The sequence below is a fragment of the Streptomyces deccanensis genome (assembly GCF_022385335.1).
GTDB lineage: Bacteria > Actinomycetota > Actinomycetes > Streptomycetales > Streptomycetaceae > Streptomyces > Streptomyces deccanensis.
Genome location: NZ_CP092431.1, coordinates 7,770,913 through 7,795,742, shown reverse-complemented (window position 1 = coordinate 7,795,742; position 24,830 = coordinate 7,770,913). Strand labels below are relative to the sequence as shown.

Here is a 24,830-nt window from a genome sequence, read left to right as displayed (position 1 = left end):
GAGCGCGGCCGGAGGACCAACGCCCCAAGAGGATGGGAGCAGTGAAGCGGGCCGATCGGATTGCAGGATTCGACAGGTGGACTTCCTTGGGGCTGTGTTCTGTCACGGGACCGAGTAGCGCGGGCTGTGGGCTCAGGGCAGCCAGCCGTCTGCCGGTTGACCCCAAGGCCCACACCCCTTCGCTGACCTAGGCGTTTTCTAGGTCGTTGTACGTTGACATGATCCCCGCGGAGGTTCCAGTCCGTTGGGGCTGTTTCTCGTCTGCCATGAGCTGAAGGCGTCGGCTGGCACTCGCTCCCTGCTCAGCGCTGCCCGCTGGTGTCTGGCCGTGACCGGGTTCAGTCCGCTCGATGGAGTTCGGCGCGTACTGCGACATGCTGACGACACCGAACGGCCAGCCCACTACGGGCGATGCCCGCCTGGCGGAGATCCTTGGCCGGTACCGCATCGACAGCATCGTCGACCGGTTCATCCGCCGAGCGGAACCCGAACTGTGCGCCTGTGCACAGGGGCGACAGAGTCCCGGTCGCGGAGGCAAGGTCGGACGGTGCGCCTCGCCCGGCACTAGCCCAGGGCTCCAGACCCTGCTGCACCACCTCGCCGAAGGCGACGCATGGGACAACCGCTATCGGTAGCCCGTCGACGAGAAGACCGTCACCGCCGCCACGAAGCCCCTCAGAGCAACCACGGCACAGTCAAGCCGATCCCGCTGACGAAGCTTGACCCCGTGCCCAGCCCTCGGCCACTGCGCACAGTTGGCCGGGCCTCGGTCACGGAACACCGAACACCGACGCGCAGGGGATCGGGATTCGGGAGCCAGACTATGGTGAGGCCGGTTGCGGTGGCGGCGCGACGGCGTCACCGCAGAATGACGGAAGGCAGGAGTTGACAGGTGGCAGATGCTGACCGGCTGCCGTTGCCGCTCAAAGCGGACGCGCGGCATTGGATGACGGTCGCACCGCAGCGCAGGGTTCTCGGTGTGGTGCACAACATCACGTCAGCCACCCGGCTCCTGGACCTTCTTGCGCTCTTCGACGGCGACGAGCGGATTCAGGTTGTCTTCTCCTGCACAGATTCCTCCGCACTGGACGGAGGCGTGTCCGATTTCTTGCTCCGCCGGGGAATGCTCACGATTCCTTGGCAGGTCGCCGTCGCGGAGAATTTCGACCTCGCTCTCGCTACAAATCGGGGCGGAGGCTTGCACCAGCTTCGATTTCCGCTGATTGGCACACCCCATGGGGCTGGCTATAATAAATACTTGAGCCGGGAGCCGGGAGCCGGGAGCCGGGAGCCGGGAGCCGGGAGCCGGGAGCCGGGAGCCGGGAGCCGGGAGCCGGGAGCCGGGAGCCGGGAGCCGGGAGCCGGGAGCCTTCGGACTCACGGAGGAGTGGCTCCTGCACGATGGGGACGTTGTCCCATCAGCGATCGTCCTGTCCCACAAGGAGCAGCTCGATCGGCTTGCGGTCAGCTGTCCACAGGCGTTGCCCATGGCCGTTGTGGCCGGCGACCCGTGTATCGACCAACTGCGCTCCAGCCTCCCCTTCCGCGAGACCTACCGTCAGGCGTTCGGGCTGTTGCCGGGCCAGCAGCTCGTAGTCGTGTCCTCGACGTGGGGAAGTGGTTCGGTGCTCGGCTCACCGCGCGCCGACGTTCTCCGTCGAGTTTTGGCCGAGCTTTCCGCTGAAGAATTCCGCGTGCTCGCGGCTATACACCCGAATTCCTGGCATGGCCATGGCTCGTGGCAGCTGCACAGCTGGTTGGCTCCGTTTTTGGATTCCGGGCTTCTCTTGCCGGTTCCGGAAAGCGACACATGGAAGGCGGCCCTCTGCGCGGCTGATTTTCTTCTGGGAGACCATGGCTCCTTGACCATGTATGGAGTTGCGTTGGGAATTCCCTGCATTCTCGGCGCCTTCGACGAATCGAAGGTGGCACCGGGATCCCCCATGGCCAGGCTCGGCCGGATACTGCCCCGCCTGTCCGCCGATCGCCCCCTGCTGCGCCAGATCGCCGCCTTGGACGGGCAGAGGGACGATCCGGAGCTCCGGGCGGTCGGGGAGACCGTCACGTCGGAACCGGGCCGCTCTGCCGAGTTGCTGCGCCGGTTGTTCTACACCTGGCTGCGGCTGGACGAACCCGGCCATCCCGCGTCCGTGTCCGCGATACCCGTACCGTCCCAGTCCTCCGGCCCGGGCGCCCGCCGCGTTCCTCATGAGGCGCCCATGTTCGTCACCGTTGCCGTGGCGGACAGCGGCACTGGGGCAGCTGACGGTGAAGTGATCGTCCGCCGCTATCCCGCGGCGCGGCAGAACGGCCATGGCCCGCACATCGCCTCGGCTCATCTGGCCGCCGACCGGGACGACCCTGACCGCCGATGGCCGCGTACCGCCGACGTGCTGCTGGTTCCGCGCGGGCGCACGGCGGCCCGTCCGGAGGACGACCCGTGGTGCGCCTGGGCCGCGGAGTCCTCCGGCTGCGGGCTGTTCGCCGCGGAAACGGAGGAGGGCGGGTGCCTGGCGCTGCTTCCGGACGGCGCTCGTGTGCGGGTGAGCTGGCGGGAGCGTCCCGCCTGGGCGACCTTCGCTCTGGCGGCGTCGGCGTTCTACGCGTGGACGGTGCGCGAGGGCGCTGCGGGGACGGCCCGTGCCCGCCCGACACGGTCGGAGCGGATGGTCGTGCGGGCCGGCGACCTGCCCGACCCGGGACTGCTCGACCTGGACTACGTCTGAGCCCACGTCGGTGGCGGCCTGTGCACCGCCGGCCCCTACTCCTGCTCGCCGCCCTCCCGCTCCAGGCGGTGCCGTGCGTCATCCTCGTGAATGCTGTGTTCCTCCGCGTAGAGCGCGCGGGCGGAGGTCCAGTCTTCGACGGCGGCCTCCCTCTCTCCCAACTGCGTGCGGACGTCTCCGCGCAGCAGAAGAGCCTGCGCGGCGTAGTAGGCCGAGCCCACGCCGGTCATGCCGTCCACCGCCAGGTCCAGTGCCTCGACGGCTTCGCGCAATCGCCCGCAGGCACGGCGGTTCTCGGCGAGACGCAGCCGGGCCTTGGCCATGTTGAAGCGGTCCGGTCCGTCCGGAAGGCCCTCGAACTCCTCGACCGCGCGCAGAAGTTCACCTTCTGCGGCGTCGTAACGCTCGAGCGCCGTGTACGTACCGCCCAGGTGCAGAGCGAGGAGAGCCTTGCCACGGGGATGGTCGATCCCCTCCAGCGCGGCTTGGGCACGGCTGAACAGATCGATCGCGTGCTCGGGGCGCTTGAGCTTGCGTTCGAACAGTCCCAGTCCTTCCAGGACGCTGGACTCTGTGCGACGTTCGCCCTCGCTCCGGCCAGGCACACCAGGGTTCACCAGGCTCAAAGCCTGTTCGAAGTACTCCCGGGCCAGCCGCGGATCGCCCTCCTCCACGTTCCAGCGTTCGAGGTGGGCGAAGCCCACCTCGTAGGACGCACGGGCCACCGCCATAGTGTCACCGGTCTCCAGCGCCGAGGCCAGACCGATCTCGGCCGCCTCGATCCACTGGGTGTGGCGCCCGGTACGGAGGCAGAAGGTCCGGATGGCCTGGCTCAGGCGCCACGCCTCCAGATGAAGCTCCGCCTTGGCGGCCGACCGCACGGCGGCGAAGATGCCGGCCTCGCGTCGAGCCAGCTCGCGCAGAGCCTCGCTCTGCTGGCGCTCGTCGGCTGCCGTGTCCGCCGGGAAGGCGTTCATGGGGTTGTAGAGCCAGCGCGTCGACAGCGTCTGCTCACCCCGCTCAGTGATCCGCAGGAAATGATGGGCGCTCCGCCGCCGCACCGCCGTGCGTTCGCTTTCCGTCTCGTCGCGCTCCGCGACGGTCGACGCGTGATCGTGGACGAGGATGTGCATCCGGTAGGTGTCGAGACCGCGGCGCTCGACCAGACTGCCCGAAATCAGGGCGCTCAGCGCGGCACGTACCTCCGACGGCTCCCAGTCCGGTACGAGCGCGAACACAGTGTCTAGCTGGAAATCCTCACACATCAGCAACCCCAGGCGGCGATAGAGCTGCGCCGTCCGCACGGCCATGCGCCCGTAGGCCAGTTCGAGCGCTTCCGGCAGGGGATTCGGATCGTCCACGTCGAGCAACTCCTGTCGTGCGGCGCGGTCGGCGAGCCGGGCACCGATGTCCTCCACAACGCCGGGGACGGGCGCCTTTAGATGTCCGGCGATCAGCCGCAGCGCCAGCGGCAGGCCGCCCAGGTGCCGGACGATCGGTTCGAGCTTGGCCGGATCCTCGGTGGTACAGCTCACCTTGACCAGCAGTTCCAGAGCGTGCTCGTCCCGCAGCGCCGGAACCGGGAGCAGAAGGAACTCCAGGAAGGCCGTCAGGTCGTGCGGTGCCTCCTGCCCCGTCATGAGGACGACGCCGTACGGCTGGTCGGTCAGCAGCTCACGCACCTGACGGGTCGTCGTGACATTCTCCAGCAGGAAGACCACCGACCGCTCACGCAGTTCGTGACGCACCCGCCGCGCCTTGCCCGGGACGTCGGCCGGACGCTCGTCCCTCGGCACGTCGAGCTCGTCCAGCCAGCGCTCCAGCACCACCGCCGGGTCGACCATCCGCCCATCCCGCAGCCCAAGGTCGGCCTGGAGGAACGCCCCGACGAGGACGTCCCGGTGCGAGTGGATCCACTGTCGCGCCGTACTGCGCTTCCCCACCCCTCGTACACCGCTGAGAAACACAGACGTCACGGTCCCGGACGCACGGCACACGCGCCAGTGACTGTCCATCTCCCTGAACAGTGCGGTGTGGTTGACGTAGTGGAGAAGAGCCGAGGACGCCTCGGCGGGCGTCGCCCTCGTCAGAGCCTCTCCGACAAGCTCGCGCGCCTCCCGCACGGCGTCCGGACGTTCGGCGAACACTTCCAGCACCCGACTCGACAACTCGCCCGTGATCTCGTCCACCGTGTCCTCGTCGCCGGCCTCCCGCGCCTCCAGCGTCTGGCGACGAGCTTGCTCCAGTTCGTCGTCAACCGCCGTCTCGTCGGCTCCGTCACGGGCGAACAGCGCCACCAACCGGCCCTTGCCCCAGGTCCAGGCGTCCTGCACGGCGTTCCCCACCAGGCTGCTGATCACGATGCTCCCGAGAGCGACGATCTCCGGGTCCACTGCACTCCCCACGAACGATCTGAAACTGTTGTCTCCTCACCGTAGGGATCACACGTGCGCGTCCGCAGGCGTTCGAAACAACCTGGCACGTGCGGATTCGCGTACGACTCCCCAGCTACAGATATCTGGCCGACGGAGCGCGGACCTGCGGTCGCGAGTATCCGCCACACAAGCCTCACTTGACGTCACGGAGCAGCGCGAGCACCTGCGGGTTCATACCATCCGCTACCGCAATGCCCCTCCACACGCCGCGTGATGATCGCCCCTCAAGCTGAACCGTACTCACCAGGTTCACCAATCTCCGACTTGGGCACTCCGAACCCTGCGTTCCTCGAACACTTTGTGCTAAATCTGGTTCTGGTTGGTTGCATGGAACTGTTCCATACGATTCCCTGGAGCAGCATGGGACGAGAAGAGTCGTTCAAGCCTGAGGTTCTTCGGCAGCTACGGGAACTTGGGGGAGTGAGCCGTCGCGCGCTCGCCGACGCTGTAGGCGTCACTCAGCGGACTGTCGCCTACTGGGAGAGCGGTCAGCGCAAGCCGGAAGCCCGCCAGCTGCCCGCTCTGATGAGCTTCTTCAAGGTCGATGTTCACTACCTCACGAGCCGTCCCAGGGGAAGTACGACTCTCCGCGATCTTCGACGGGAAGCCGGGTTCAGCAGTGCTGACCACGCGGCGCAGGCCGTGTCCAACAAGAAGGTCATGCGTGGCATCAGCTTCGACGGAACCAAGCTGCTCCGCCTTGAACGCGGCCTGCCGGTACGCGGCGTAGCCTGCTCCACGCCCGAGCAAGCCGGCCGCCTGGCCAAGGCCCTCGCCTTGGTGTACAAGCTCCCCGAGCACGTGGTCGTTGATGCATGGCGCAGAACCCGGCCTGACGAGCCCGCCCCGGTACTGCCGAAGCCGGGCCCCCGCCCGGAACGCTCCGCCCTCATGGAAACGTGGAACGGTCTCAATGACCGCCAGCGGATCTACCTGGAAGCCTGCTTCCTCCAAGACACAGAAGAACAGCGGGCAGAGCGCAAGCGCCACGCGCACAGCGGTCAGCGTCGCCCCGCTGCCGAGTGGCGGAAGATGACGCTCGCCCTCTACGCCCCGCCGGAGATCACCGGCTACAGCCGTCTTCAGGAACGTCTCCGCGACCACGGGGTCCATGACCCCGGCACCGGCCCGTCCATTGCGGCGCTGAATCGGCGCGGCCTGATCACCGTGCACCACGACACCGTCACGATCCCCGGAGCCGGGCGGGTCAAGCGGAGTCGGGTCGAGATGACCAAGCGGGGCAGAGCGGTTGCCCGCGCCGGCCTCGGCGTTTCCCGTAGCCAAAGCACTCTCGCCCCGATGATGTCGGTGTGGTTGTGGCGCACGCTGGTGCGCGTTGCCTATGCCAGTCAGCACGGCGGCGATTACGACCTGGTCGGCCGGGCTCGCCTGCACTTGACGGTCAAAACCGGTCCTGGCCAGGAGGCACCCTCTCGGGGCTACCTCGAACACAGACTCCCCGAGGGAGCAACCTGGGGGCGGCACGCCTGGTATCCCTCAGCCTCCGGCTGGAGACACATCGCCGACTACCTCTCCCAGTACCGCGAGCTGTATCCGACGGTTCCCACCGACGGCCTCGAAGACCTCATCCCGCCGCAGTACCGGACCCCGACTGTCAGTGGTGGCTCGTAGGCTGCCCGCATGTCCGAGCACGGCGAAGCACACACTGATCAGTGGCAGTTCGACGAGACAGTCCTGCGGGCCGCCAGCGCGTTTGTACTGTGCGAGGAGGCCCGCTACAACGACGGTCTCTCCTCCGGGCAGCGCGTCGAGAAACTGATGGAGGCCCAGGGAGTGATCATGGCGACGGTCGGCCCCGGCCACCGCGTCACCTTCCGGGACCTTCTCGATCGTCTTTCCGGGGACCTGGCCGGGAGCCTCGTCGGTATCTTCCCCGAAGAGGCACTCACCGGCCCCCTGCGTAACCTCCGCTTCCTCGACAGTGTGGGCGTGTCCACTCAGGAGGGCTGCGACCTGCTCTGGGAAGCCGCGGAGATCTTCAAGATCGCCGACAAGAAGCAGCGACGCGGGGAGAGGTTCACTCACTTCGAGCTCGAGAGTGAGTTCGGCCAGGAGCAAGTATTCAAAGCCATTAAGGGCGGCCTCTACGAGCGGCACCGCCGGAACATCATCGAATACCCAGTCTGCGACAAGGAACAGTTGGAGGAACTCGGATTCCCTCCTGCCGTGGCTCAGGTCTTCTATCAGGACATCCCCTCTTACTGCCTCTACAAGCGGCAGTGGTGGTTCGGATGTCCCGCCTGCGCCTATCCCATGCAGGTGATTCCGCACGGCGACGGCAGGACCTACGCCGTCAGGTGCCTCTACCCCTGGCACCAAGACACCGGAGCCCGCTTCAGCTTCACTGCCACCCGCGACCAGGTCCCTGTCCTCCATGCCGAGGACCGCATCTACATCCCCAGCAAAGCCGAGATGCCGCTTTATACGGGAGCCTCGCGTGAAACCCCAAGGGCCCGGCCTGCTGAGGGATACCGTGCGCTGGTGCGACGTGTCTGGCGCAGCACCTGCATCCCCGGCCTCCCGGAACTCAGGCTTGCCGATGTCCTCAAAGAAGCCGCTGCAGGGACCCGGTTGACGGTCAAGGTCTGGCCCGACAACGACCGCGTCGACATCGAGGTCGAAGACGGTGGCACCGTCGTCTTCTCCATCGACGTCAAGGACTACACCTGGTCCGGATCCCTGGCCAAGAAGCTCATCGAGGACCGCGGCGACAAGGGCGGAGCCACCTGGCTCGTAGTGCCCGACCACCGCCGCCAGCAGGTCGACTACCTCACATCCGTCATTCACCGTGAACGAATTGACATGACGGCCATGGCCGCGTCCGACTTCCTGGCCCTGTTCACCAACCGCCTGAAGGAGTACATGTGAGCAGCGGACGCTCCCCCGAGCAGGACGCCCTCCTCGCCGCGTTCGCCCTGGCGAGCCACCTCTTCCCGGCAACCAGCGATGACGGCACACCCATCGCGTCCTTCCGGCACGTGGCCCTGCTCGCCGAACGCAAACCCTGGTCGTTGAAGCATTGGGAGCAGCTCACAGCAGACGAATACCGCGTCTTCGCGCGCGTCGTGAAAAAGCTGCCCTCTTCCTACACGTCGGCCGACGCTGTTCGCGTTGCGTTCCGGGCCATGCTGGGCGACGACAGCGAACATTCCGTGGACCTGACCGACGGACTGTTTGAGCTGCCCTCCGACGGCACGACCGGGTATGTGCTCTGCTACCTGCCCGAGCCGCCACTGGACTACGCCGGCAGCATCATTCGCGGCTACTACTCCATGGGCAAACGCCCGCGCGCGCTGGCATTCGCCGGCCCGGGCCACTACACGACCCGTGTCGCCTACCTCGGCAAGGATCTCGGCCGGGCCACTGTCGGCCTCACCTTCCCCTCAGCCCCGGACTTCGACGAGGCGCCCGGTCACGACGCCCTTCCCCGCGTCGTCACCGTTCCTGAGACACCCGAGCTCTCGTTCACCAAGAAAGAGATCCTGGAGGTCGCTGAGCTCCTCAGCCGTCCCGAACGCAAGTCCGGGACCAAGTACATCCGCCGGACCGTGAAGAAGTTCCTGAAGAAGCTCCGTTGCCCCAGCGGCAAGGTCAAGGCCCTTGAGCTGATGAACGGCAGCTTCCAGATCCTCAACGCGCCCACCGGCAGCGGGAAGACGGTCCTGGTACGGGTGCTGGCCGCGCTGATGGCCAAGCGGGACCTGCGCCTGGGGATTGTCGTCCCGGACGTCAAGGCCACCTTGAAGATGAAGCGGGACATCGGCAGCGATCTCGACTGGCTGTACGAATTGGAGGAGCTTTCTGAGCCCAAGACTTGCGCTGCGCTGATGTCGCCGGCCAAGCGCCACGAACGTGCCTTGGAGTACGGGGCGCTCATGAAGGACACGCCCATCGAGCAGTGGGACGGCAAGAACCTGGAAGATCTCGCCGAGGTGGGCTACGCGTGCGCCCAGAAGGCGTACATGACAGTCCAGGACCCGTTTCCGGCCGGCGAGGAGAACTGCCTGACGCTGAGCAAGCCCGGAGAAAGTGGCACCTACGCCTGTCCGTTCATCCCGGTATGCGACAAGTTCCGGCCTCTCTACGAAGCGACCCGCGCCAGCGTCATCGTCACCAACCACATGAACTTCGTGGAAGGAACTCTCCGCACCGGCGTCGTCTTCGACGACGACTCCTTCCAGAACACGCCCCGAGGGACCCGAGGAGCGTCCGTGTTCGAAGCAATGGCACGCATGTGTCACTTGCTCGTCGTGGACGAGGTGGACGCCCTCCAACTAAGTGCCATCAAGGGATGCGCCAAGGAAGCGGTCCTCGCGTCCCTGATGAAAAAGTCCCTGCTGGACATCGTCGATGACGACAGACGCAATCTCCCACCACACCTGCGCGAACTGCTCGCAAACCCCCTCAGCCACTCCCGCTTGACCGCCGAGAACCTGCTTCTGTGGCTGGCGACCAAACAGTTGATCCTCAACCCGCCCGCGCTCAGCAAAGCCCAAGACGACAAGGACGACGCCTACCGCGACAACAGGGGATGGCGGACCGCGACGTCCCGGGACCGGGAGATCATCAACTACCTGTTCCCCGACGACCACGACGTCGACGAGCCGATCCCCGACGAGCTGTTCACCCTGCTCAACCAGCTCATGCCCGGCAAAGACTCGGACGAAGACCAGCCCGTCGAGGTGCTGCCGATGCCGGAGGGAGCCGACTGGGAGCGTCTTACCGACCAGCTCTACGACCTTGTCTCTCCACGCGGCCGGCACAACCTGCTTCCCATAAAGCAGGCCATGCACGAGTCCATTGAGGAGACGGTCACCGAGGACACCGTACGTGCCCGTCTCGTCAACCTCATCACCGTGCGCGCCATCCTGCTGGAACTGGGACAGGCTCTTTCTCTCCTGCGTGAACAGGCACAGAAGGTCCAGGACCACGACAGCGCCGCAGCCCGGGACATCCTCGCCATGACCTACCGGAGCACGGTCTCCAAGCTGTACCCGACCGGCATGCTGGGCCGCGACATCCACGGATACCAGGTGACCGGAATCGGTGACGACAGCAAGCCGACAGCCGAGCTCCGCGAGAGCGCCACCATCGGTGACCCTCACACGTTCATCAGCGAACTCGGCCGTCTGACCTCGCTGATGGCGGCCGGGGTACGACGTCCCGTCCTTGGCCTGTCGGCCACTGCGTTCTTCCCCCACGCCTCCGGAGAGCACGTCCATGCCCCCGTGGCCTGGTGGATGCCAGACGTCAAGGAGTCCATCAGAGCCAACAGACTGCCCGTCACCAACAGCGAGGTGCCCGGCGGCGAGGGAATCCAGATCGCCGGCCTCTACGACGAGCACAAGCTCTCGGCACTACGGGAAATGGGCCAGGCGATCTACGAACAACAGCTTCGGGGGCGTCTCGACTGGCTGGCCCGCAACGACCCCGACCGAGCCCGCTGCATCCTCCAGGTCAACGGCTACAAGCAAGGGCTCTACCTCGCCATCGGCATGGCGCAGGCGGAAGGGATGACACATCGCGTATGCGTGCTGCTGCGCCGTGAAGATCTCGCGGAGTACAGAAACATCCTCCCCAAGGGCGTGCGCGCGATCGTCGCCGAGGAGCTGGAGGACTTCCACGAGTTCGGCGACATCCTCATTGCCCCCATGGCCCGGATCGCCCGCGGCCTGAACATCGTGGTCGAGACCCGCTCGGCCATCAGCGACGTCTACCTGTGCGTCCGGCCAGTCCTCAGCATCGAGGACCCCGCGTGGATGCATGGCAGCGTCAACGCATGCGGCCAACGTGCCGCGCGCTCCTTCAGCGGGGACGACCCGTGCGAGGCGATCGAGCACGCCCGTACCGCAGCCCGTGAGCACCTGGTGAAAATCCTGCGCTCTCCCACGCGGTTCTCCAGCATGCATCAAGATCTTCAGATGGAGTTGATCAGCTCGATGCTCGTGGAGCTGATCCAACTCGCCGGGCGGGCACGACGCGGCGACACCGACATGGATCTATTCGTGGTCGATCAGGCCGCCTTGGGCACCAAATACACGACGGGCCTCGCAGAGGTCATTCAACTCATCTACGATGCTTGGTCACCGGAGGAACGCGAGATGATGAACCGTTTGTACGGTCGAGCCATCATCGAATTCCTGCGCTACGCCGAGGTCTCGCACTCTTTCTCCTGACCCCGGCCGGTCTGATCGAAGAGAGGTTCCGGCAGCCGCATGGCCAAGCTCACCACCATCTACACCTCTTCTCTCCTCCTGAACGACGCTGTGCTGGCGGGCCAGTACGCGTACCTGTGGTCCTTCCACGACTGGAGCGACTTCGGCGGAGAAGGACGAAAAGACAAGCCGGAGATTCTCGTCGAGTGGCACAAGTATGGTGCGTGGGCTGGGGAGAGCCGGAAGAACAAGAATCTCCCCGAGGGTGTGGACGTGGCGATGCTCTGGCCGCTCAGTATCGCCACCACCGCCTTGCAAGCCCTCGCCGAGGGCTACGTCTACCTCGACAAGCACTTCCGCTACATGATCTCTCTCAAGGAGATCGACCCCGTCAAGCTCGCCAAGGTGTTCACCTACCTCGAAGCCGCGGTCAAGGGCACGTCGCTCGACAGCGCCTCCGACACCGGGAAATCCACCCTGCCGGGCCTGGTCCGTGCCACCACGCCGGCGAAGCTCTCCCTGGCCGATGTCATCCTCAACCACGGCAGCCTCGCCCCCAACCCGCCCGACTGGGCCTACCAGGCCGTGCGCTGGTGCATGGCCGACAAGTTCGCCGGGACTCCCTTCACCGAGTACGCCATGACGCCGGTGACACCGAAGATCAAGGAGTCCGAACCGGCAGAGGACGAGAGGGAACCAGAGGAGACAGCCAAGCCCCGGCAAGCGGGATGGGCAAAGGACACCGAAACCGCCGTCACCCTCGCCTACCGGCCGCTCAGCGACGGCAGCGTCATCGCCTGGGACCACCCCTTCGGCCCCGCCTTCGCACACATCGGGCACCCGCCAAGCGCCGAAGCGACACAACAGATCGCTGGCAACTGGTCGGAGCTCGCCGAAGACTGGAGCGCCCGGGACTACACGCTCTCCCGCGTTGACACCAAGATGGCCACCTTCACCGGCTACACCAACCCGGTCATCCACTTCCACGGCAGCAACCGGCGCATCAGCAACGCCGTCATCTACGCCAAGACCGCCATGGTGGACTGCGGCGGCGACAAGCCGGTCCTCTCCCTCAAGCTGGACGGCCCCGGAGGCTTGAAGTCCGCCAACCGATACGGACTGGAGATCGCCGCCCGTCTGGACGTCGACCACACGGGCCTGCTCGCGGTCCAGACCCGGGCCAATACGGAGATCGACAACCGCAGCAGCGGCAAATCACTCACCATGGAGGCGCCCGGCAAGGTCCGGCCCCTGCACGCCACCACGCCCAAGAGCAACGGTGTCGGCACCGGCACCGGCACCCATCACCACCGTCTGATCATGGAGCACCTCCACGCCTCCTTCGCCCCGGAACTAACCGGTAACAGCGACAGCGAAAGCGACGCGGTACCAGTGATGACCCTGGTCAGTGACAGCAAAGGCTTCGGCAAGCGGTACTTGCAGGACACATCCCACCTGCAGTGGGCGCAGGGGAAGGCAAGCGACGACGAGAACAGCAAGAAGACAGCTGCCCGTTTCCAGGACAAGGTCGGCCTCCCCTCCCCGGACTCCATCCAGCGTTCGATCGAAAATCAGGGTGAGAACGAGCTGGTGTATCTCGGCCTGTGGTACCGGTATCCCACGCGGCAGCGCATGGTGCAGGCACTCGCCTGCGCCTACGGCATCGATCCCGAGACCATCAAACCCTCACGCAGCGAGATTGAACTCCGCCCCGGTATCCGCTTGGTGCTCCACAAGGCAGAAAAGCTCCTTCAGCACGGCACAGAACGCGCTGGCATCCGCCGCGCCGAAGTCAACACGATCATCAACCGCTACAAGGAGCCGGGGACCCGCCTGGTTGTCTGGTGCGAAACCGAGATGCCCCGCACCGACCAGGACGGTGCAAACACGCCGGCCAACGGCAGCCGCACGGCTCGGAAGAGGGCTGAGGAGACCGAGAGGAACGAGAAGGACGCCAAGCACGCGGTGCGTGGGCTCTTCGCTGAAGCACGCGTGCCCAGCCAATTCACCGTGGGCGCCAAGCTCCAGTACCGCAAGGGCACGGCCGGCCCCGTCCTGACCGAGATCCCCGCCCAGAAGAAGGAGTACCACAAGGACCACGCCGCGTTCAGCGCCGTCCTTGACATGCACCGCAGCCTCGGCGTTGTCGACGACCGGTACGAGGCCATCTTGCACCCCGAAAAGAACCCGCTGCCCCGCATCGCCTACTGCGGCCTGCACTGCCGTATGCAGACCAAGAGCAACCTCTACCGGGGCGAGCCCCTCTGGATCACCACTGCTGCCGTGCTCATCCCACCCAGCAAGCCCGGCGGCGTGTGGACCATGCTCGGCTGGAGCAACATCACCAACACCTGGGCCCCGTACTACGACGCGAACACCGCCTTCCACGCCAAGAACTACCCCCTGCACAACGAAAAAGACGCGAGCAAGACGCGAATGGACCGATGGTGCGAGGTCGGCAGCGACGCTGCCCGTGCGCTGGTACAGCTCCAGCAGAGGCCCGAAATGGCCGGTCTCGATCTCGCCGTCATGCTCGACGGTCACGCATGGCGTCGCATTTACCCTGGCTTCCACAACAGGAGTTTCGGCCTGACCCGCGACAGCCTGCCTGAGGAAGACAAGCGCCTCTGGACCCCAAACCAGGAAATTACGGACGAGCGTCTGCACCCGATCAGCTACATCCGCGTCAACACCATGCAGGACGAACTTCCCCGCTTCGTCTACGCCGAGAAAGAGGCCATGACCAAAGGCCGACTGGCCAAGGGACTCGACCCCTTCATCAAGGTCAGCCAGTATCTGGCCTGGCCCGGCCACCGGCCCGAGGGACACCCCTGGTTCCTCTTCAGCGAATCCCGCACCCACAACCGCAGTCGCCTCGGGGACGACCGCACCCGCTGGCGCGCAAGCGACGAGAGGGACGCGCGGGGTGATAGCGAACTCAACGGCAACTGGCACTCCATCACCACCCGAGAGATCAATCCCATGTTCACCCGCCGCCACTCCCGGGAAGACCTCGCCCGAGCCACCGCCTGCCTCTCCCACCACGCCCTGGCCTGGTCCGAGCGCACCCGCTACCCCGCCCCCCTGCACGCCGCACTCCAGATGGACCTCGACCACCCCCAGTACAGGCGATCCGCCCCCAGTAACGGGGAAGCCGACCAGGAACAGAGGGACATCCTCAACTCAGCAACCGGAGCCAGCTGAACGCCGGCGCACAAACCGTTCCGCATCCAGAGCCCCCAAACGCGATCAACTCCGCCCAGCCAGCCACGCAAGGTTGGCACGAGGAGACTCACTTCGAAGCTTCCGGGCTCCTTGACCTCTTCCCACTCGGCCGGCGGCAGGAACGGGGGGACTCCCGCGAAGCTCCCTCACTCCCGCGCTCCGAATGGAAGATCACGCCGCGGACGACCGCTGCAGGTGGCCGCTGCCATGTTCAGCGCGGCAGGCGATCGTCACGGCCGTGACCTGACACAAGGTGTGGCGGGGTACGGTTCACTCAAGGGACTTCACCTCGACAGCCCCGACGAAGGCTGGCCTCGTATCACAACTCGCCGCAGCGTCAAGGCATCATGCGTGGCCAGCCTACGGACAGACTGTCCTCACACAGCTCTTGCCGGGTGGAAGGCTTCTTTCTCCTGAGGCCGCTACCAAGGTGAGGTTGTCGTCATGGCACGTCGCGATCCCGAACGTCCGAAGTACGGATTCACGGTTGCGGCGGCTGTCGACGCTGTCCCGGGGGCGCGCCGCCAAGTCACCGTGCTGGCCCAGGACTTGGGCCTTGTCTTGTCAGGTCAAACACTGCAGAACATCGAGTTGCTGGCGAGCGAGCTGATCGCCAACGCCGTCCTGCACACAGATGCTCCCTGCGACGTCGCTGTGACGCGGACTGATGAGCGGCTTCGAGTCGAGGTCACGGACACCGATCCCCTCTTGCCGAGTGCTGTTGAGGCTGGGCCAGATGAGGAGAGCGGTCGGGGGCTGCTGCTCGTGAATGCTTTGGCTGACGCTTGGGGGACGCGACCGGAACGGAACGGCAAGACGACATGGTTCGAGATCACGCCGGAGCCTTCGGCCGAGGACACGGACGACTACCTTGCGGATGCACCTCCTTCACCGCACGCGGGTGAGGCTGCCGTCCGACGAACCGAGTGTCCCGCTCGAATGGCGTCGTCGGTCAACTCTCGGTCGTCGTTCGGCGCAGCAACTGCTGAGAATCAACATCAGGCTGCCTGAAGCTGCAATCCGAAACGGCCGCCCCTGGTGAGCGGCGCTGAACGCCTCGCTCGGTGCGCTTGACCGCCTACCACACGACGCACGTCGAACGCCGGACACCGTGATCGTCGCCCAAGCTGGCGTCACTGAGTACTCCAGGCGGTGTTCCCGAGCGTCCTAGATTCGGCGATCCGAAAATGGGTGCCGGCGCACATTTCACGTGGGCCAACGGAACAGCCCCGCAGTTCTGCCTGTTCGACTGGGAAGCCTGGGGATGCCTCCCGCGGACTGGACGCTGCCTGGCTGTGGGGGAAGTCGCCTGCCATCCCGGAGTTGCCCACGCGTACGCGCCGTGAGCGGCACCGCAACTTGGAAAGCCGGGACGGAAAACTCATAGCTCTGTTCTTCCGCGCCACGTTTGTGGGCCCCCACGCTGACGCTGATGACTCTCGGCTTGGTCGTTGCCGACAGGACGATCTCGTGTGCGTTGCCGCCCAAAGCCAAGACGCGTGCACAACGGATGGACACGTACGGTCACGATCCAGACCCGTGTAACCTGCTGGGTGCCCAGTGCCGTGTTCCGCCTGGGACGACCGGTTTCGCAATGATCATCTTCGGCTTGGAGGACGGGTGGCAGTGCAGCGGATCACGACCCGCAATGCCCGTTTCCAGCAGCTGCAGACGCTGCTCAACAACCGCACCAAGCGAGGGCGTGCCAAGGAGTTCCTCGTTCAGGGCGTGCGGCCGATCACGATGGCCGTGGAGCACGGCTGGACCGTTCGGTCCCTGCTCTACGACGCCAGCCGCCCGCTCTCCCGATGGGCCGAGGATCTACTGCGCGGTGTCGGCGCCGAGCGCGTCGCGATGGCGCCGCAGTTGCTCGCCGAGCTCAGCGAGAAGGCCGACGGGGCTGCGGAGGTCCTGGCGGTGGTCGAGATGGCGCCGGACAGCCTGTCGCGGATCAAGGTTCGCGACGACTTCCTCGGTCTGGTCTTCGACCGGCCGACGCAGCCCGGCAACATCGGAAGCATCGTGCGGTCAGCCGATGCCTTCGGCGCGAGCGGGCTCATCGTGACGGGGCACGCCGCGGACCCGTACGACCCCAAGTCGGTCCGTGCCTCCACGGGATCGTTCTTCGCCGTGCCCGTGGTGCGGAGCCAGTCGCACCACGAGGTCATGGAGTGGCTGGAGAAGGAGCGCGCTCAGGGGCGGCCGGTCGCCGTCGTCGGCACGGACGAGGACGGCGATGCCGAGGTCTCGGAATTCGATCTGACCCAACCGGTCCTGCTGCTCATCGGCAACGAGACCGCGGGCCTCAGCGCGGCCTGGCGAGAGAGCTGCGACCACGTGATCAGCATTCCGATGACAGGCTCGGCCAGCTCCCTGAACGCGTCGAACGCCGCCTCCGTCGTTCTCTACGAAGCGCGCCGTCAGCGTCTGGCGAAGCAGCGCACGGCGTGACCTTCCGAGGTCACGTCCAGACCTCGCCGCTGACCGCTCTCTTGTAGACCGCCAGGTACTGGCGGGCGATGGTGTGGTGGCCCCATCGGTCCACCGCTGTTTCGCGCACGGCCTGGGCCGTGGGAAGGGAGGCCAGCACCGCCTTCGCGTCGCCGGGTGTGATCTCCCGCCCGGTCGGCAGCACCGTACCGACGCCGGGGACGATCTCTGGCAGGCATCCGTTGTCCGTGGCGATCACCGGGGTGCCGCTGGCGGCGGCCTCCGAGACCACGGTGGCGCCGGGCTCGATCCATCGTCCGCCGAACGGTCCTCCCCACGGCTGGGACAGCACGAGCTGCGCTCGGGCGCGTGCGACCAGTCGGGTACGGGCGCTGCCGCCGACCTCGCCCACATAGCGGATGGTGTGCGGGAAGTCGGCCAGCAGCGCGTCCAGGTAGTCCTTCTCCCAGGCCGGTCCGGCGACCGTCAGCGGCACGCCGGCGGCGTGCGCGAACGCCGCTGCCTCGCGCACGCCCTTGTGCGCGGAGACCCGGCCCAGGAAGAGGAGATAGTCGTCCTTCGCCTCCTGGAACTGACAGCGTGCGGGGTTGACCGGTAGCCGGATCACCGGGGCGGAGACGGACCCTGCGGCAGTGCGTTGTGCGCGGGAGAGGTAGATGCCGTTGGTCTGGAGCTCCGGCACGCTGTTGAGGTGGTGTGTGCTCACCGTGGGTCTGTGGTTGCCAGCTGGTAGTGCGGCGGTGTTCGAGTGGTCGTGGACGATGGCCGGGCCGAAGGCTTCGATGGCGGCGTGGATGTCGGCCGTCTCCACTGTGTCGGAGACCGTGACGCCGTCCTGGACCGGGCTTCCTGGAGCTCCGAGGAGGAGGATCTCGCACCCGGCCTCCAGCAGTCCGTCCATGAGCGTGGCGACGACCCACTGGATGCCGCCGTAGCCCTGGGGCGGCACGGTGATCCACTGGCTGGGGTCGGCGCCGTAGCGGTACGGCGGGATGACCATGGCTACCTTCATCGGTCGCTCCTGGTTTCGGCGTCGGCGGCGCTGGTCCGGCTCCGTGTGACGGCCTCCCGGCACACTCCGAGAAGAACGCTGGCGGTGTAGAGCAGGGCGAGGGCGGCCCGCACCGGACGGGTGCCGTTCCCCGAGCGGTTGCGGTGCCATTCCTTGGCGATGCCTCGCCGCGCGTCGTTACGCCGTGCTTCGCTGCGGCCCTGCCAGAAGGCGCGGCGCAGCAGGTAGGACAGGGTCAGCCGGTGGGCAGGGATCAGATGTTGCACCTCGGCGTCGTGCAGGATCGTCGCGGTCGCACCGCGCGCGGTGATCTCCCGTACGAAGGTGGTGTCCTCGGCGGAGATGAGGGAGCCGCCGATCCGGCCGAGGCGCTCGTCGAAGCCGACTCCCAGCAAGCGGGCGTGCTCGACGTCGATGGCGAAACTGCCGCCCCAGATCGACGCCGGCTGGGCCGGCGCGTGGGAGCCGAGGTAGTGCAGTTGTCCCGAGGTGAGGAACCATGGGCGGCGGTGCCCTTGAAGGTGGGCGGTGATCCTCGTCCCGGTGACGTGTGCGCCGGCGGTCAGGGCTTCGCGTATGCGGGTCAGTGCCTCGGCGGTGGGGACGATGTCGTCGTCGAGGAAGACGACGTGCTGCGTCGTGGCCTCCTTCATGGCCTTGTTGCGGCTGTGGGCGAGGCCCTGGTTCCCCTCGTTGCAGATGACGCGGATGCGGGACGGAGGCGGCGAGGCGTCTGTGGGCAGCGTGGGCAGGTGCTGGGCGGGCATGTCCGCGATGACCAGGAGGCGGTCCCTGGGGCCCATGGCCGCGGCCGTGCGGGTGACAGCTGGCGGCAGGCTGTCGGGGCGGTTGCTGCAGATGACGATGGTGAGAGGTAAGTCGGCGCCGAGGGTCATGGGCGCACCTCCTGGCGGGGGCGTGGGCTGCGCTCTTGAGGGCTGATGGTCCGCAGCACATCGGCCAGGTCTCCGAGGGCGGCGATGGCCCAGTGCCTCGTGCTTCCCTCGGTTGTGTGGACGCGTTGGACTTTCAGCTCCCGGTAGGCGGTCACGATCTCGGGAGCGACCCCAGCAGGCGCGCTCCAGCCGCTGCCGACGTGGACGATCGCTGCCGAGCAGCCGAGAGCGAGTGCAGGAGCGGCGTCGTGGTCGGGGCGGTCGCCGATGACCATGGTGTGTTCTGGCTTCCAGCTCAGCCGGTCCATGGCCCACTTGAAGAGGCGGGGGTCGGGTTTGGCGTAGCCGACGCGGGAGTCGAGCGCGACGAGTTGGACTTGCTGCTCGATTCCGAGGGCACGCAGGGCGGCGAGGCATTCCGGGGGCTGGTTGGCTACGATGCACACCTCGTACTCCTCGGCGAGGTGGCTGAGGGCGTCGACGGCTCCGGGAACGGGCTGGACCAACGAGGTCCAGCGCTCGCGGACGCCCTGCCAGCTCTTCGTGCCGTTGGGCGGGAACAGGCTGGGCGGGGGTGATCCGGGCGCCCGGCCCTGGTAGAAGTCGCGCATAGCCTGGAGGAAGGCGTCCATGGTGAAGGCGGGATCGTCCGCGCGCGTGAGCTCCCAGACGCCCTGGAGCCAGGCGAGGTCGAAGGGCTCGTCGTAGTAGAGGACGCCGCCGACGTCGACGGCCAGGGTGCGGCGCGTCATGACGTGGCCGCCCGTCCGGCGGCCCAGGTGAACCACTCGGGCTGGTCCGCGGTGTCGTTCTCGATGCTGAGGGAGGTCGCAGGCTCCACGGGGCCGTGTTCACGGGCCCAGGCCGCGGTGCGGCGCAGACCTTCGGCGAGCGGGGTGTCGGCCCAGTCGCCGAGCGTCTTACGGGCGAGGCTGTTGTCGGTGTACGCGGCGTGGACCTCGTCGCGGGCCGCCAAGTGCTTGATGGGGTGGTCGGGGACGCCCATGGCAGTGCGCACGGCGTGCGCCATGTCCAGCACGGTGCTCGTGTGCGAGGAGCCGACGTTGAAGACCTGGCCCCAGGCGGCCGGCTGGTCGGCGGCGGCGAGGAAGGTGCCGACGATGTCCGGGGCGTAGGTGAAGGCGCGGATCTGCTGGCCGTCTCCGTACACGCTGATCGGCTCGCCGCGCATGATCTGGTTGAGGAAGATGGCGACGGCGTTACGGTACGGGTCGCCCATGTTCTGCCGCTCGCCGTAGACGTTGTGCATGCGCAGGGCGAAGTACGGCAGGCCCTGCAGCTGCATGGTGACGGCGAGTTCGCGCTCCACGGCGAGTTTCCCGTTGCCGTAGCTGTCGGCGGGGACGGGCCGCTCGTCCTCGCGCATGGGGACGTGTCCGTGGCCGTACACGGCGACCGACGAGGCGAAGCCGAAGAACCTGACCTTGGCGGCCAGCGAGGCGTTGATCAGGTTGATGCTGCCGAGCAGGTTGACGGAGTAGTTGTGGTGCTTGACGGCGTGGCTGATGCCTTCGGCGGCGAAGGCGGCCAGGTGGTAGACACCGTCGAAGCGGTACGAGGCGAAGAGTTCGGCGACCGTGGCCTGGTCGGCGACCGAGTCGACGACGAGGGTCGCGCCGGCGGGCACGTTCTCGGTCTTGCCGCCGTCGAGGTTGTCCAGGACGACGACGTCGTCGCCGCGCTCGATCAAGGACGCGGCAAGGTGGGACCCGATGAAGCCGGCGCCGCCGGTCACCAGATGTGTGGGCATGGCGTGTCTCCCTTGGCGTGAGTGGGTCCCGCTGCGGCCCAGGGGTGGGCCGTAGCGGGTCGTGCGCGATGCGGTGCGGGCAGGCGGACCGCCTGTGCGACTGGTGGTTCAGGCTCCGAGGAGCTTGTTGATCTGAGCGAAGTCGCTGCGGGCGCGGTCCGTGATCAGTGGGAGCCGCTGCCGCAGGGTGGTGCGCAGAGCGGTTGCGGCGGTGTCGTTGACGAGCCGGTCGATGACCGTGGTGTCCTGGGCGAAAGCGCGGACGTCCGCGTTGATGCCGGCAACGTCGACCGTGTCGCCGTAGGTTTCGGCGAGCACCCCGTTGAACTTGTGCGAGTGGCCGATCGCGATCGCCGGGGCGCCGCCGGACAATGCGCCGATCGCGGCATGCAGGCGCTCGGAGATCACGAGCTCGGCCTGTGACAGCACGCCCTTGTAGTCGGATGCCGTCAGCGCCCCCGGCAGCGCCATGACCTCGGGCAGGCCGGCGGCTTCGGCGATACGGGCGGCGAGGATCCGGTCGTCGTTGTGCGGGCGGGAGTCGTGGCAGTGCGGCACGAGGACGACCGGCATCTTCCGGGTGCGGACGAGGGAGGTGGCCAGTCGCGTCAGTGCTGCCACGTGCTGGGACTCCTCCAGGGTGCTGAAGCGGGTGATGCCCTGGCTGGGGGCGAGGCAGAGATAGGGGTCTTCGGGAGCGAGCCCCAGAGGCCCGAGCACGGCCGCTATTCGCTCGCCGGTAGCGGCCGGCAGCAGGAAGGCGGGGTCGGAAGACAGTCGCACACGGTGTTCGGGAAGGCCGAGCTTGCCCACGACGTAGTCGAGGGAGACGCTCTCCCGGACGGTGAGGAGAGCGCACCGGGCGGCGACCGCGCGCCACGCCTCGGCATCGGCCGGGTCGTCGAAGGGGCCGACGGACTGGCCGATCATGACCGTCGGGATGTCCCGCTGTTGCGCGGCGGTGAGGGCACGAAGGTACGGCGTGGAGACCCCGTAGTCCGAGGTGTGCAGGTCGCCCCCGGTGGCGATGACCAGATCGGTTTCGGCGAGGAGCTGTTCGCGGCGTTCGGCCAGTTCGGCGGGGCTCTCCTGGGGGCGCATCTGCTGCCAGGACCGGGAGACGACGAACGGGTCGGCCACGCAACGGGCGCCGGTGGGGGCGAGGGATTCCGCGTCGAGCACCGGGGTCTGGGTGAGGACGGTGACGTTGTCGCCTCCCCCGGGGCCTTCGGTATTCAGCTGCTCGATGACGGAGCGGGCCAGGGCCTCGACGCCGCGACTCTCACAGCTGGTGATGCCGGTGATCAGGACGTTGGACACAGCAGACCTCTCGGGGATCATCGGGTGAACCGGATGAGTTCGGCCAGAACCGTGCGGTAGTTGAAGCGTTCGTGTACGCGGCGCTGGATGGTCGCCAGCCGCTCGCGGTACCGGATCGGTTCACGGATCATCCGGGCGAGGCTGTCGGCCGGATCGTCGCCGAGCAGGAAGAGCTCCACGTCGTCCCCGTAGAGCGCGGACAGGTAGCCCAGGTCCGGCCAGAGTGCGGGGATGCTGCCCGAGGCGAGGGTTTCGAACATGCGGGGGGTCAGCAGCTCCATCCGCGCGAGCAGCGGACGAGCCAGTACCGGCGTGATCGCCGCCTGGGACATGGTGGAGACCACGTGACCGAACGGAACGGGTGGCGCCACCTCGACACCGTGGTCCCGCATCCAGCCGGACACGTTGGCGGTGGCGGTCGGGTGGTCGGGGTGCGGGGCGCCGGTCCACCAGCGTCCGCACACGCGGATGCGTCGGATCGGCGGCTGGGCGGCGGCTGCGGCCCGGATGAGGCTGGTCATCTCGTTCCAGCGCCACCAGTTCGCGCCGACGTACTGCAGCTCGTACGGCAGTGCCCGCGGGGGCGGGAGGTTGCTGGCGAGCCGGTGGATGTCCGGCATTCCGAAGTAGCTGAAGAACTCGGCCCCGTCGGGAAGGCATTCGTTCATGCGCGGCTGCAGGATCAGATCGCTGAGGTCGGCATACAGCTTGTGCCAGGACTCGGTGGTGTCCGCACCCGCGTTGTCGTCCGCGTCGGCGGTGACGTACGGGCCCCAGTGGCCGTCGGGATCCACGATGATGCGCCGCTGCCGCGGCACGACCTCGCAGAGTTCACGCTGCTGGGTCGAGAGGAACTGTCTGCTCTCGAAGACGAGGACCAGGTGGGTGGCCCAGCTGATGTCGTCCACGAGCGGCAGGTGGCCGTTCACCGTGCCGTCCAGGCGCGACAGTTGGCTTGAGACGGCGACCTCGCATCCGGATGCCGAGGCAACCCGGGCGTACTCGGCGATCATGTGGCTGGAGCCCGCGTTCCAGTGGAAGACGCCGGCGAACAGAATCCGGGGCGTGGTCATCGCGCACCCCTTGCCTGCGGTTGAGCGTGGCTGCCCGTCGGCGAGCCGAGCCGGAGGTGGGCACGTCGCCGGGCCCGGATCAGAGGTGCGCGGCGCACGAGCCAGCACACGGCTTTCGCGGTTTCCCAGGTCCCGCGCCACCAGGTGGTCACTCCGCCCACGCCACGTCCGCGCAGATCGTCCCTCAGCCACCGGGACGCCAGGCGCAGCATGGGCAGCGGGCGCCAGTCGATGTCGGTAAGGAGGTAGTAGTAGCGGTTGCGGCGCATCTGGATGCGCCGGTAGCTGCTGCCAGCCGTTCCTCCACCGCCGAAGTGCTGTATGCCGACGTCGAGCAGGAGCGCGACGCGCCATCTGGCCCAGCGGGCGCGGCGGCACAGGTCGGTCTCCTCGTAGTACGTGTGGAAGACCTCGTCGAGGAGTCCGACGGTGCGCAGCAGCGCGGCGCGTACGAAGAAGGCGGAGCCCTGGACGTAGGCGTGCTCCAGGGTGTTCGGGGCCCGGCCTTCGGGTGGGCTGGCCGGCGAGGGGTGGTTCGGCCAGTCGCCAGCGAAGGCGTGCTGCTCGCCCCAGCGCAGAGCGGACTTCGACCAGTCGTTGTACGCGCCCAGAGCGGCGCTGCCCGACTCGTCGTACTCGTACTGCATGGGGCCGACCACGCCGTAGTCGGTCCAGGTCTCCATGAACTCGGCCAGGTCGCGCACCAGCGACTTCGGGGTCTGGGTGTCCGGGTTGACGAGGAAGACGTAGTCGGCGCCCTCGGCGAGGGCCGCGCGCATCCCGATGTTGTTGGCGCGGGCGAAGCCGACGTTGCTCTCGTTCTGGATGACCCGCACCTCGGGAAAACGGTCCTGGACGAAGGCCGTGCTGCCGTCGTGGGAGTCGTTGTCGACGTACCAGACCGTCAGGTCGACCCCGGGGACGTCGCTGTCCAGGAGCGTGGCGAAGCAAGGCTCAAGCCAGCGGGACTCGTTGGTGCCCACGGTGATGGTGGCCACCCGCATCTTGGGACTCTCGGTCGTGGGCTTGGGCGTGGTCACGGCAGCTCCCGGTTGGCGGGGGCGAACTCGATGACGATGCTGCGGCGGATCCTCGGGGAGGTGTTGCGGCGCGAGGCGTGGGCGATACGTACGTCGTGTACGGCGATGTCACCGGCCGAGAGCGGGAGGGCGCGGACCGGGCCCCGCGCCTGGAGCGCCTCGGCCTCTTCCGCGTCGGGCGTCAGGTGGGAGCCCGGCACGAACTCAAGGCATCCGTTGCCCACGTCGGCGTCGTCGAGGAAGACGCTCAGGTTGCACACGGTGTGCGGAGGAACATTGGTCCGGTCACGATGCCAGGGCACGGGGGCGGCCACTCCCGGCAGCTTGACGATCATGGCGCAGGCGGTGGCGCGTACGGGCCCGCCGAGGATGGCGGCGGCCATCGGGTGCAGAGGGCTGTCGTCGGCGTAGAGGCGTGTCGCCGCCGGGGAGCCCTGGTTCTCCAGGTTGTGGATGCGGTAGAGAACGGGCGCGTCTGTGCCTGCGGGTGTGAAGTGCCAGTAGTCGTCCGATCGGAACCCGTCCTGGGTGAAGCGCCGGATCAGGGCATCAGCCTCCGTGCGGAGGGCTTCGAGGGACTCTCCCGCGATCTTCTGGGATAAGACCGCGTAGCCGTCCGCGCGGAAGTTCTGGAGAAACCCGTCGCCGAGCTGCTGCCTGTGCGACAGGGCCTCGGCGGACTCCGTCATTCGTGGTGCGTGTCGC

At 67.2% G+C, this 24,830-nt stretch carries 17 protein-coding genes; 8 read left to right on the top strand and 9 right to left on the bottom strand.

The window, feature by feature from the left end:
• The first annotated feature begins 350 nt into the window (after positions 1–350).
• Both L3078_RS44810 and L3078_RS34550 read left to right on the top strand, forming a co-directional pair.
• Complete coding sequence (locus L3078_RS44810) at positions 351–635, top strand: hypothetical protein (protein WP_338059541.1); 285 nt, start codon at positions 351–353, stop codon at positions 633–635.
• Positions 636–1,943: 1,308 nt separating this feature from the next.
• Complete coding sequence (locus L3078_RS34550; protein ID WP_239757848.1) at positions 1,944–2,726, top strand: hypothetical protein; 783 nt, start codon at positions 1,944–1,946, stop codon at positions 2,724–2,726.
• A gap of 35 nt (positions 2,727–2,761) precedes the next feature.
• On the opposite strand, the gene L3078_RS34545 is transcribed toward L3078_RS34550, so the two are convergent.
• A complete protein-coding gene (locus L3078_RS34545; protein WP_239757847.1) occupies positions 2,762–5,131 on the bottom strand; it encodes a tetratricopeptide repeat protein in 2,370 nt (789 codons plus the stop codon).
• Positions 5,132–5,488: 357 nt separating this feature from the next.
• Here L3078_RS34545 and L3078_RS34540 point away from each other — a divergent pair, with 357 nt between their 5' ends.
• The 6 genes from L3078_RS34540 to L3078_RS34515 all read left to right on the top strand — a co-directional run bounded on the left by L3078_RS34540 (position 5,489) and on the right by L3078_RS34515 (position 17,013).
• A complete protein-coding gene (locus L3078_RS34540; RefSeq protein WP_239757846.1) occupies positions 5,489–6,793 on the top strand; it encodes a helix-turn-helix domain-containing protein in 1,305 nt (434 codons plus the stop codon).
• Positions 6,794–6,802: 9 nt separating this feature from the next.
• The gene (locus L3078_RS34535) at positions 6,803–8,050 is read left to right on the top strand and encodes a restriction endonuclease-related protein (protein ID WP_239757845.1); all 1,248 of its coding nucleotides are present in this window, start codon (positions 6,803–6,805) and stop codon (positions 8,048–8,050) included.
• Positions 8,047–11,358, top strand: coding sequence for a hypothetical protein (locus tag L3078_RS34530; protein WP_239757844.1), 3,312 nt, complete (start codon positions 8,047–8,049; stop codon positions 11,356–11,358). Before L3078_RS34535 ends, L3078_RS34530 begins: the two co-directional genes overlap by 4 nt.
• A 39-nt stretch (positions 11,359–11,397) precedes the next feature.
• Positions 11,398–14,541 (top strand): RNaseH domain-containing protein, encoded by a 3,144-nt coding sequence (locus tag L3078_RS34525; protein WP_239757843.1) that lies wholly within the window; start codon positions 11,398–11,400, stop codon positions 14,539–14,541.
• Between the two features lie 465 nt (positions 14,542–15,006).
• Complete coding sequence (locus tag L3078_RS34520; protein ID WP_239757842.1) at positions 15,007–15,573, top strand: ATP-binding protein; 567 nt, start codon at positions 15,007–15,009, stop codon at positions 15,571–15,573.
• A 609-nt stretch (positions 15,574–16,182) separates the two neighbouring features.
• Complete coding sequence (locus tag L3078_RS34515) at positions 16,183–17,013, top strand: RNA methyltransferase (protein ID WP_239760576.1); 831 nt, start codon at positions 16,183–16,185, stop codon at positions 17,011–17,013.
• Between the two features lie 10 nt (positions 17,014–17,023).
• Here the strand turns inward: L3078_RS34515 and L3078_RS34510 are convergent, their stop codons facing one another.
• From L3078_RS34510 to L3078_RS34475, 8 genes are all read right to left on the bottom strand, one after another.
• Positions 17,024–18,025 carry a glycosyltransferase gene (locus tag L3078_RS34510; RefSeq protein WP_239757841.1) on the bottom strand — a complete coding sequence of 334 codons (1,002 nt, stop codon included), beginning with the start codon at positions 18,023–18,025 and terminating at the stop codon, positions 17,024–17,026.
• Positions 18,022–18,921, bottom strand: a complete 900-nt coding sequence (locus L3078_RS34505; protein WP_239757840.1) for a glycosyltransferase family 2 protein — start codon at positions 18,919–18,921, stop codon at positions 18,022–18,024. Before L3078_RS34505 ends, L3078_RS34510 begins: the two co-directional genes overlap by 4 nt.
• Positions 18,918–19,673: an HAD family hydrolase gene (locus L3078_RS34500; protein ID WP_239757839.1), complete on the bottom strand. Its 756-nt coding sequence runs from the start codon at positions 19,671–19,673 to the stop codon at positions 18,918–18,920. The genes L3078_RS34505 and L3078_RS34500 overlap by 4 nt, the downstream gene beginning before the upstream one ends.
• Positions 19,670–20,692 carry an NAD-dependent epimerase/dehydratase family protein gene (locus tag L3078_RS34495; protein ID WP_239757838.1) on the bottom strand — a complete coding sequence of 341 codons (1,023 nt, stop codon included), beginning with the start codon at positions 20,690–20,692 and terminating at the stop codon, positions 19,670–19,672. The genes L3078_RS34500 and L3078_RS34495 overlap by 4 nt, the downstream gene beginning before the upstream one ends.
• Positions 20,693–20,800: 108 nt before the next feature.
• On the bottom strand, positions 20,801–22,012 hold the full coding sequence (locus tag L3078_RS34490; RefSeq protein WP_239757837.1) for a polysaccharide pyruvyl transferase family protein: 1,212 nt from the start codon (positions 22,010–22,012) through the stop codon (positions 20,801–20,803).
• Positions 22,013–22,029: 17 nt separating this feature from the next.
• Positions 22,030–23,085 (bottom strand): glycosyltransferase family protein, encoded by a 1,056-nt coding sequence (locus tag L3078_RS34485; RefSeq protein ID WP_239757836.1) that lies wholly within the window; start codon positions 23,083–23,085, stop codon positions 22,030–22,032.
• The gene (locus tag L3078_RS34480; protein ID WP_239757835.1) at positions 23,082–24,125 is read right to left on the bottom strand and encodes a glycosyltransferase family 2 protein; all 1,044 of its coding nucleotides are present in this window, start codon (positions 24,123–24,125) and stop codon (positions 23,082–23,084) included. The genes L3078_RS34485 and L3078_RS34480 overlap by 4 nt, the downstream gene beginning before the upstream one ends.
• Positions 24,122–24,814 carry a phytanoyl-CoA dioxygenase family protein gene (locus L3078_RS34475; RefSeq protein WP_239757834.1) on the bottom strand — a complete coding sequence of 231 codons (693 nt, stop codon included), beginning with the start codon at positions 24,812–24,814 and terminating at the stop codon, positions 24,122–24,124. Before L3078_RS34475 ends, L3078_RS34480 begins: the two co-directional genes overlap by 4 nt.
• Positions 24,815–24,830 lie beyond the last annotated feature (16 nt).

Bases quoted from the DNA above. Each gene is read 5' to 3' on its own strand.
- L3078_RS44810 (WP_338059541.1), top strand. From the start codon at position 351: ATGGAGTTCGGCGCGTACTGCGACATGCTGACGACACCGAACGGCCAG.
- L3078_RS34550 (WP_239757848.1), top strand. From the start codon at position 1,944: ATGGCCAGGCTCGGCCGGATACTGCCCCGCCTGTCCGCCGATCGCCCC.
- L3078_RS34540 (WP_239757846.1), top strand. From the start codon at position 5,489: ATGGAACTGTTCCATACGATTCCCTGGAGCAGCATGGGACGAGAAGAG.
- L3078_RS34535 (WP_239757845.1), top strand. From the start codon at position 6,803: ATGTCCGAGCACGGCGAAGCACACACTGATCAGTGGCAGTTCGACGAG.
- L3078_RS34525 (WP_239757843.1), top strand. From the start codon at position 11,398: ATGGCCAAGCTCACCACCATCTACACCTCTTCTCTCCTCCTGAACGAC.
- L3078_RS34520 (WP_239757842.1), top strand. From the start codon at position 15,007: ATGGCACGTCGCGATCCCGAACGTCCGAAGTACGGATTCACGGTTGCG.
- L3078_RS34510 (WP_239757841.1), bottom strand. From the start codon at position 18,025: ATGAAGGTAGCCATGGTCATCCCGCCGTACCGCTACGGCGCCGACCCC.
- L3078_RS34505 (WP_239757840.1), bottom strand. From the start codon at position 18,921: ATGACCCTCGGCGCCGACTTACCTCTCACCATCGTCATCTGCAGCAAC.
- L3078_RS34500 (WP_239757839.1), bottom strand. From the start codon at position 19,673: ATGACGCGCCGCACCCTGGCCGTCGACGTCGGCGGCGTCCTCTACTAC.
- L3078_RS34495 (WP_239757838.1), bottom strand. From the start codon at position 20,692: ATGCCCACACATCTGGTGACCGGCGGCGCCGGCTTCATCGGGTCCCAC.
- L3078_RS34485 (WP_239757836.1), bottom strand. From the start codon at position 23,085: ATGACCACGCCCCGGATTCTGTTCGCCGGCGTCTTCCACTGGAACGCG.
- L3078_RS34475 (WP_239757834.1), bottom strand. From the start codon at position 24,814: ATGACGGAGTCCGCCGAGGCCCTGTCGCACAGGCAGCAGCTCGGCGAC.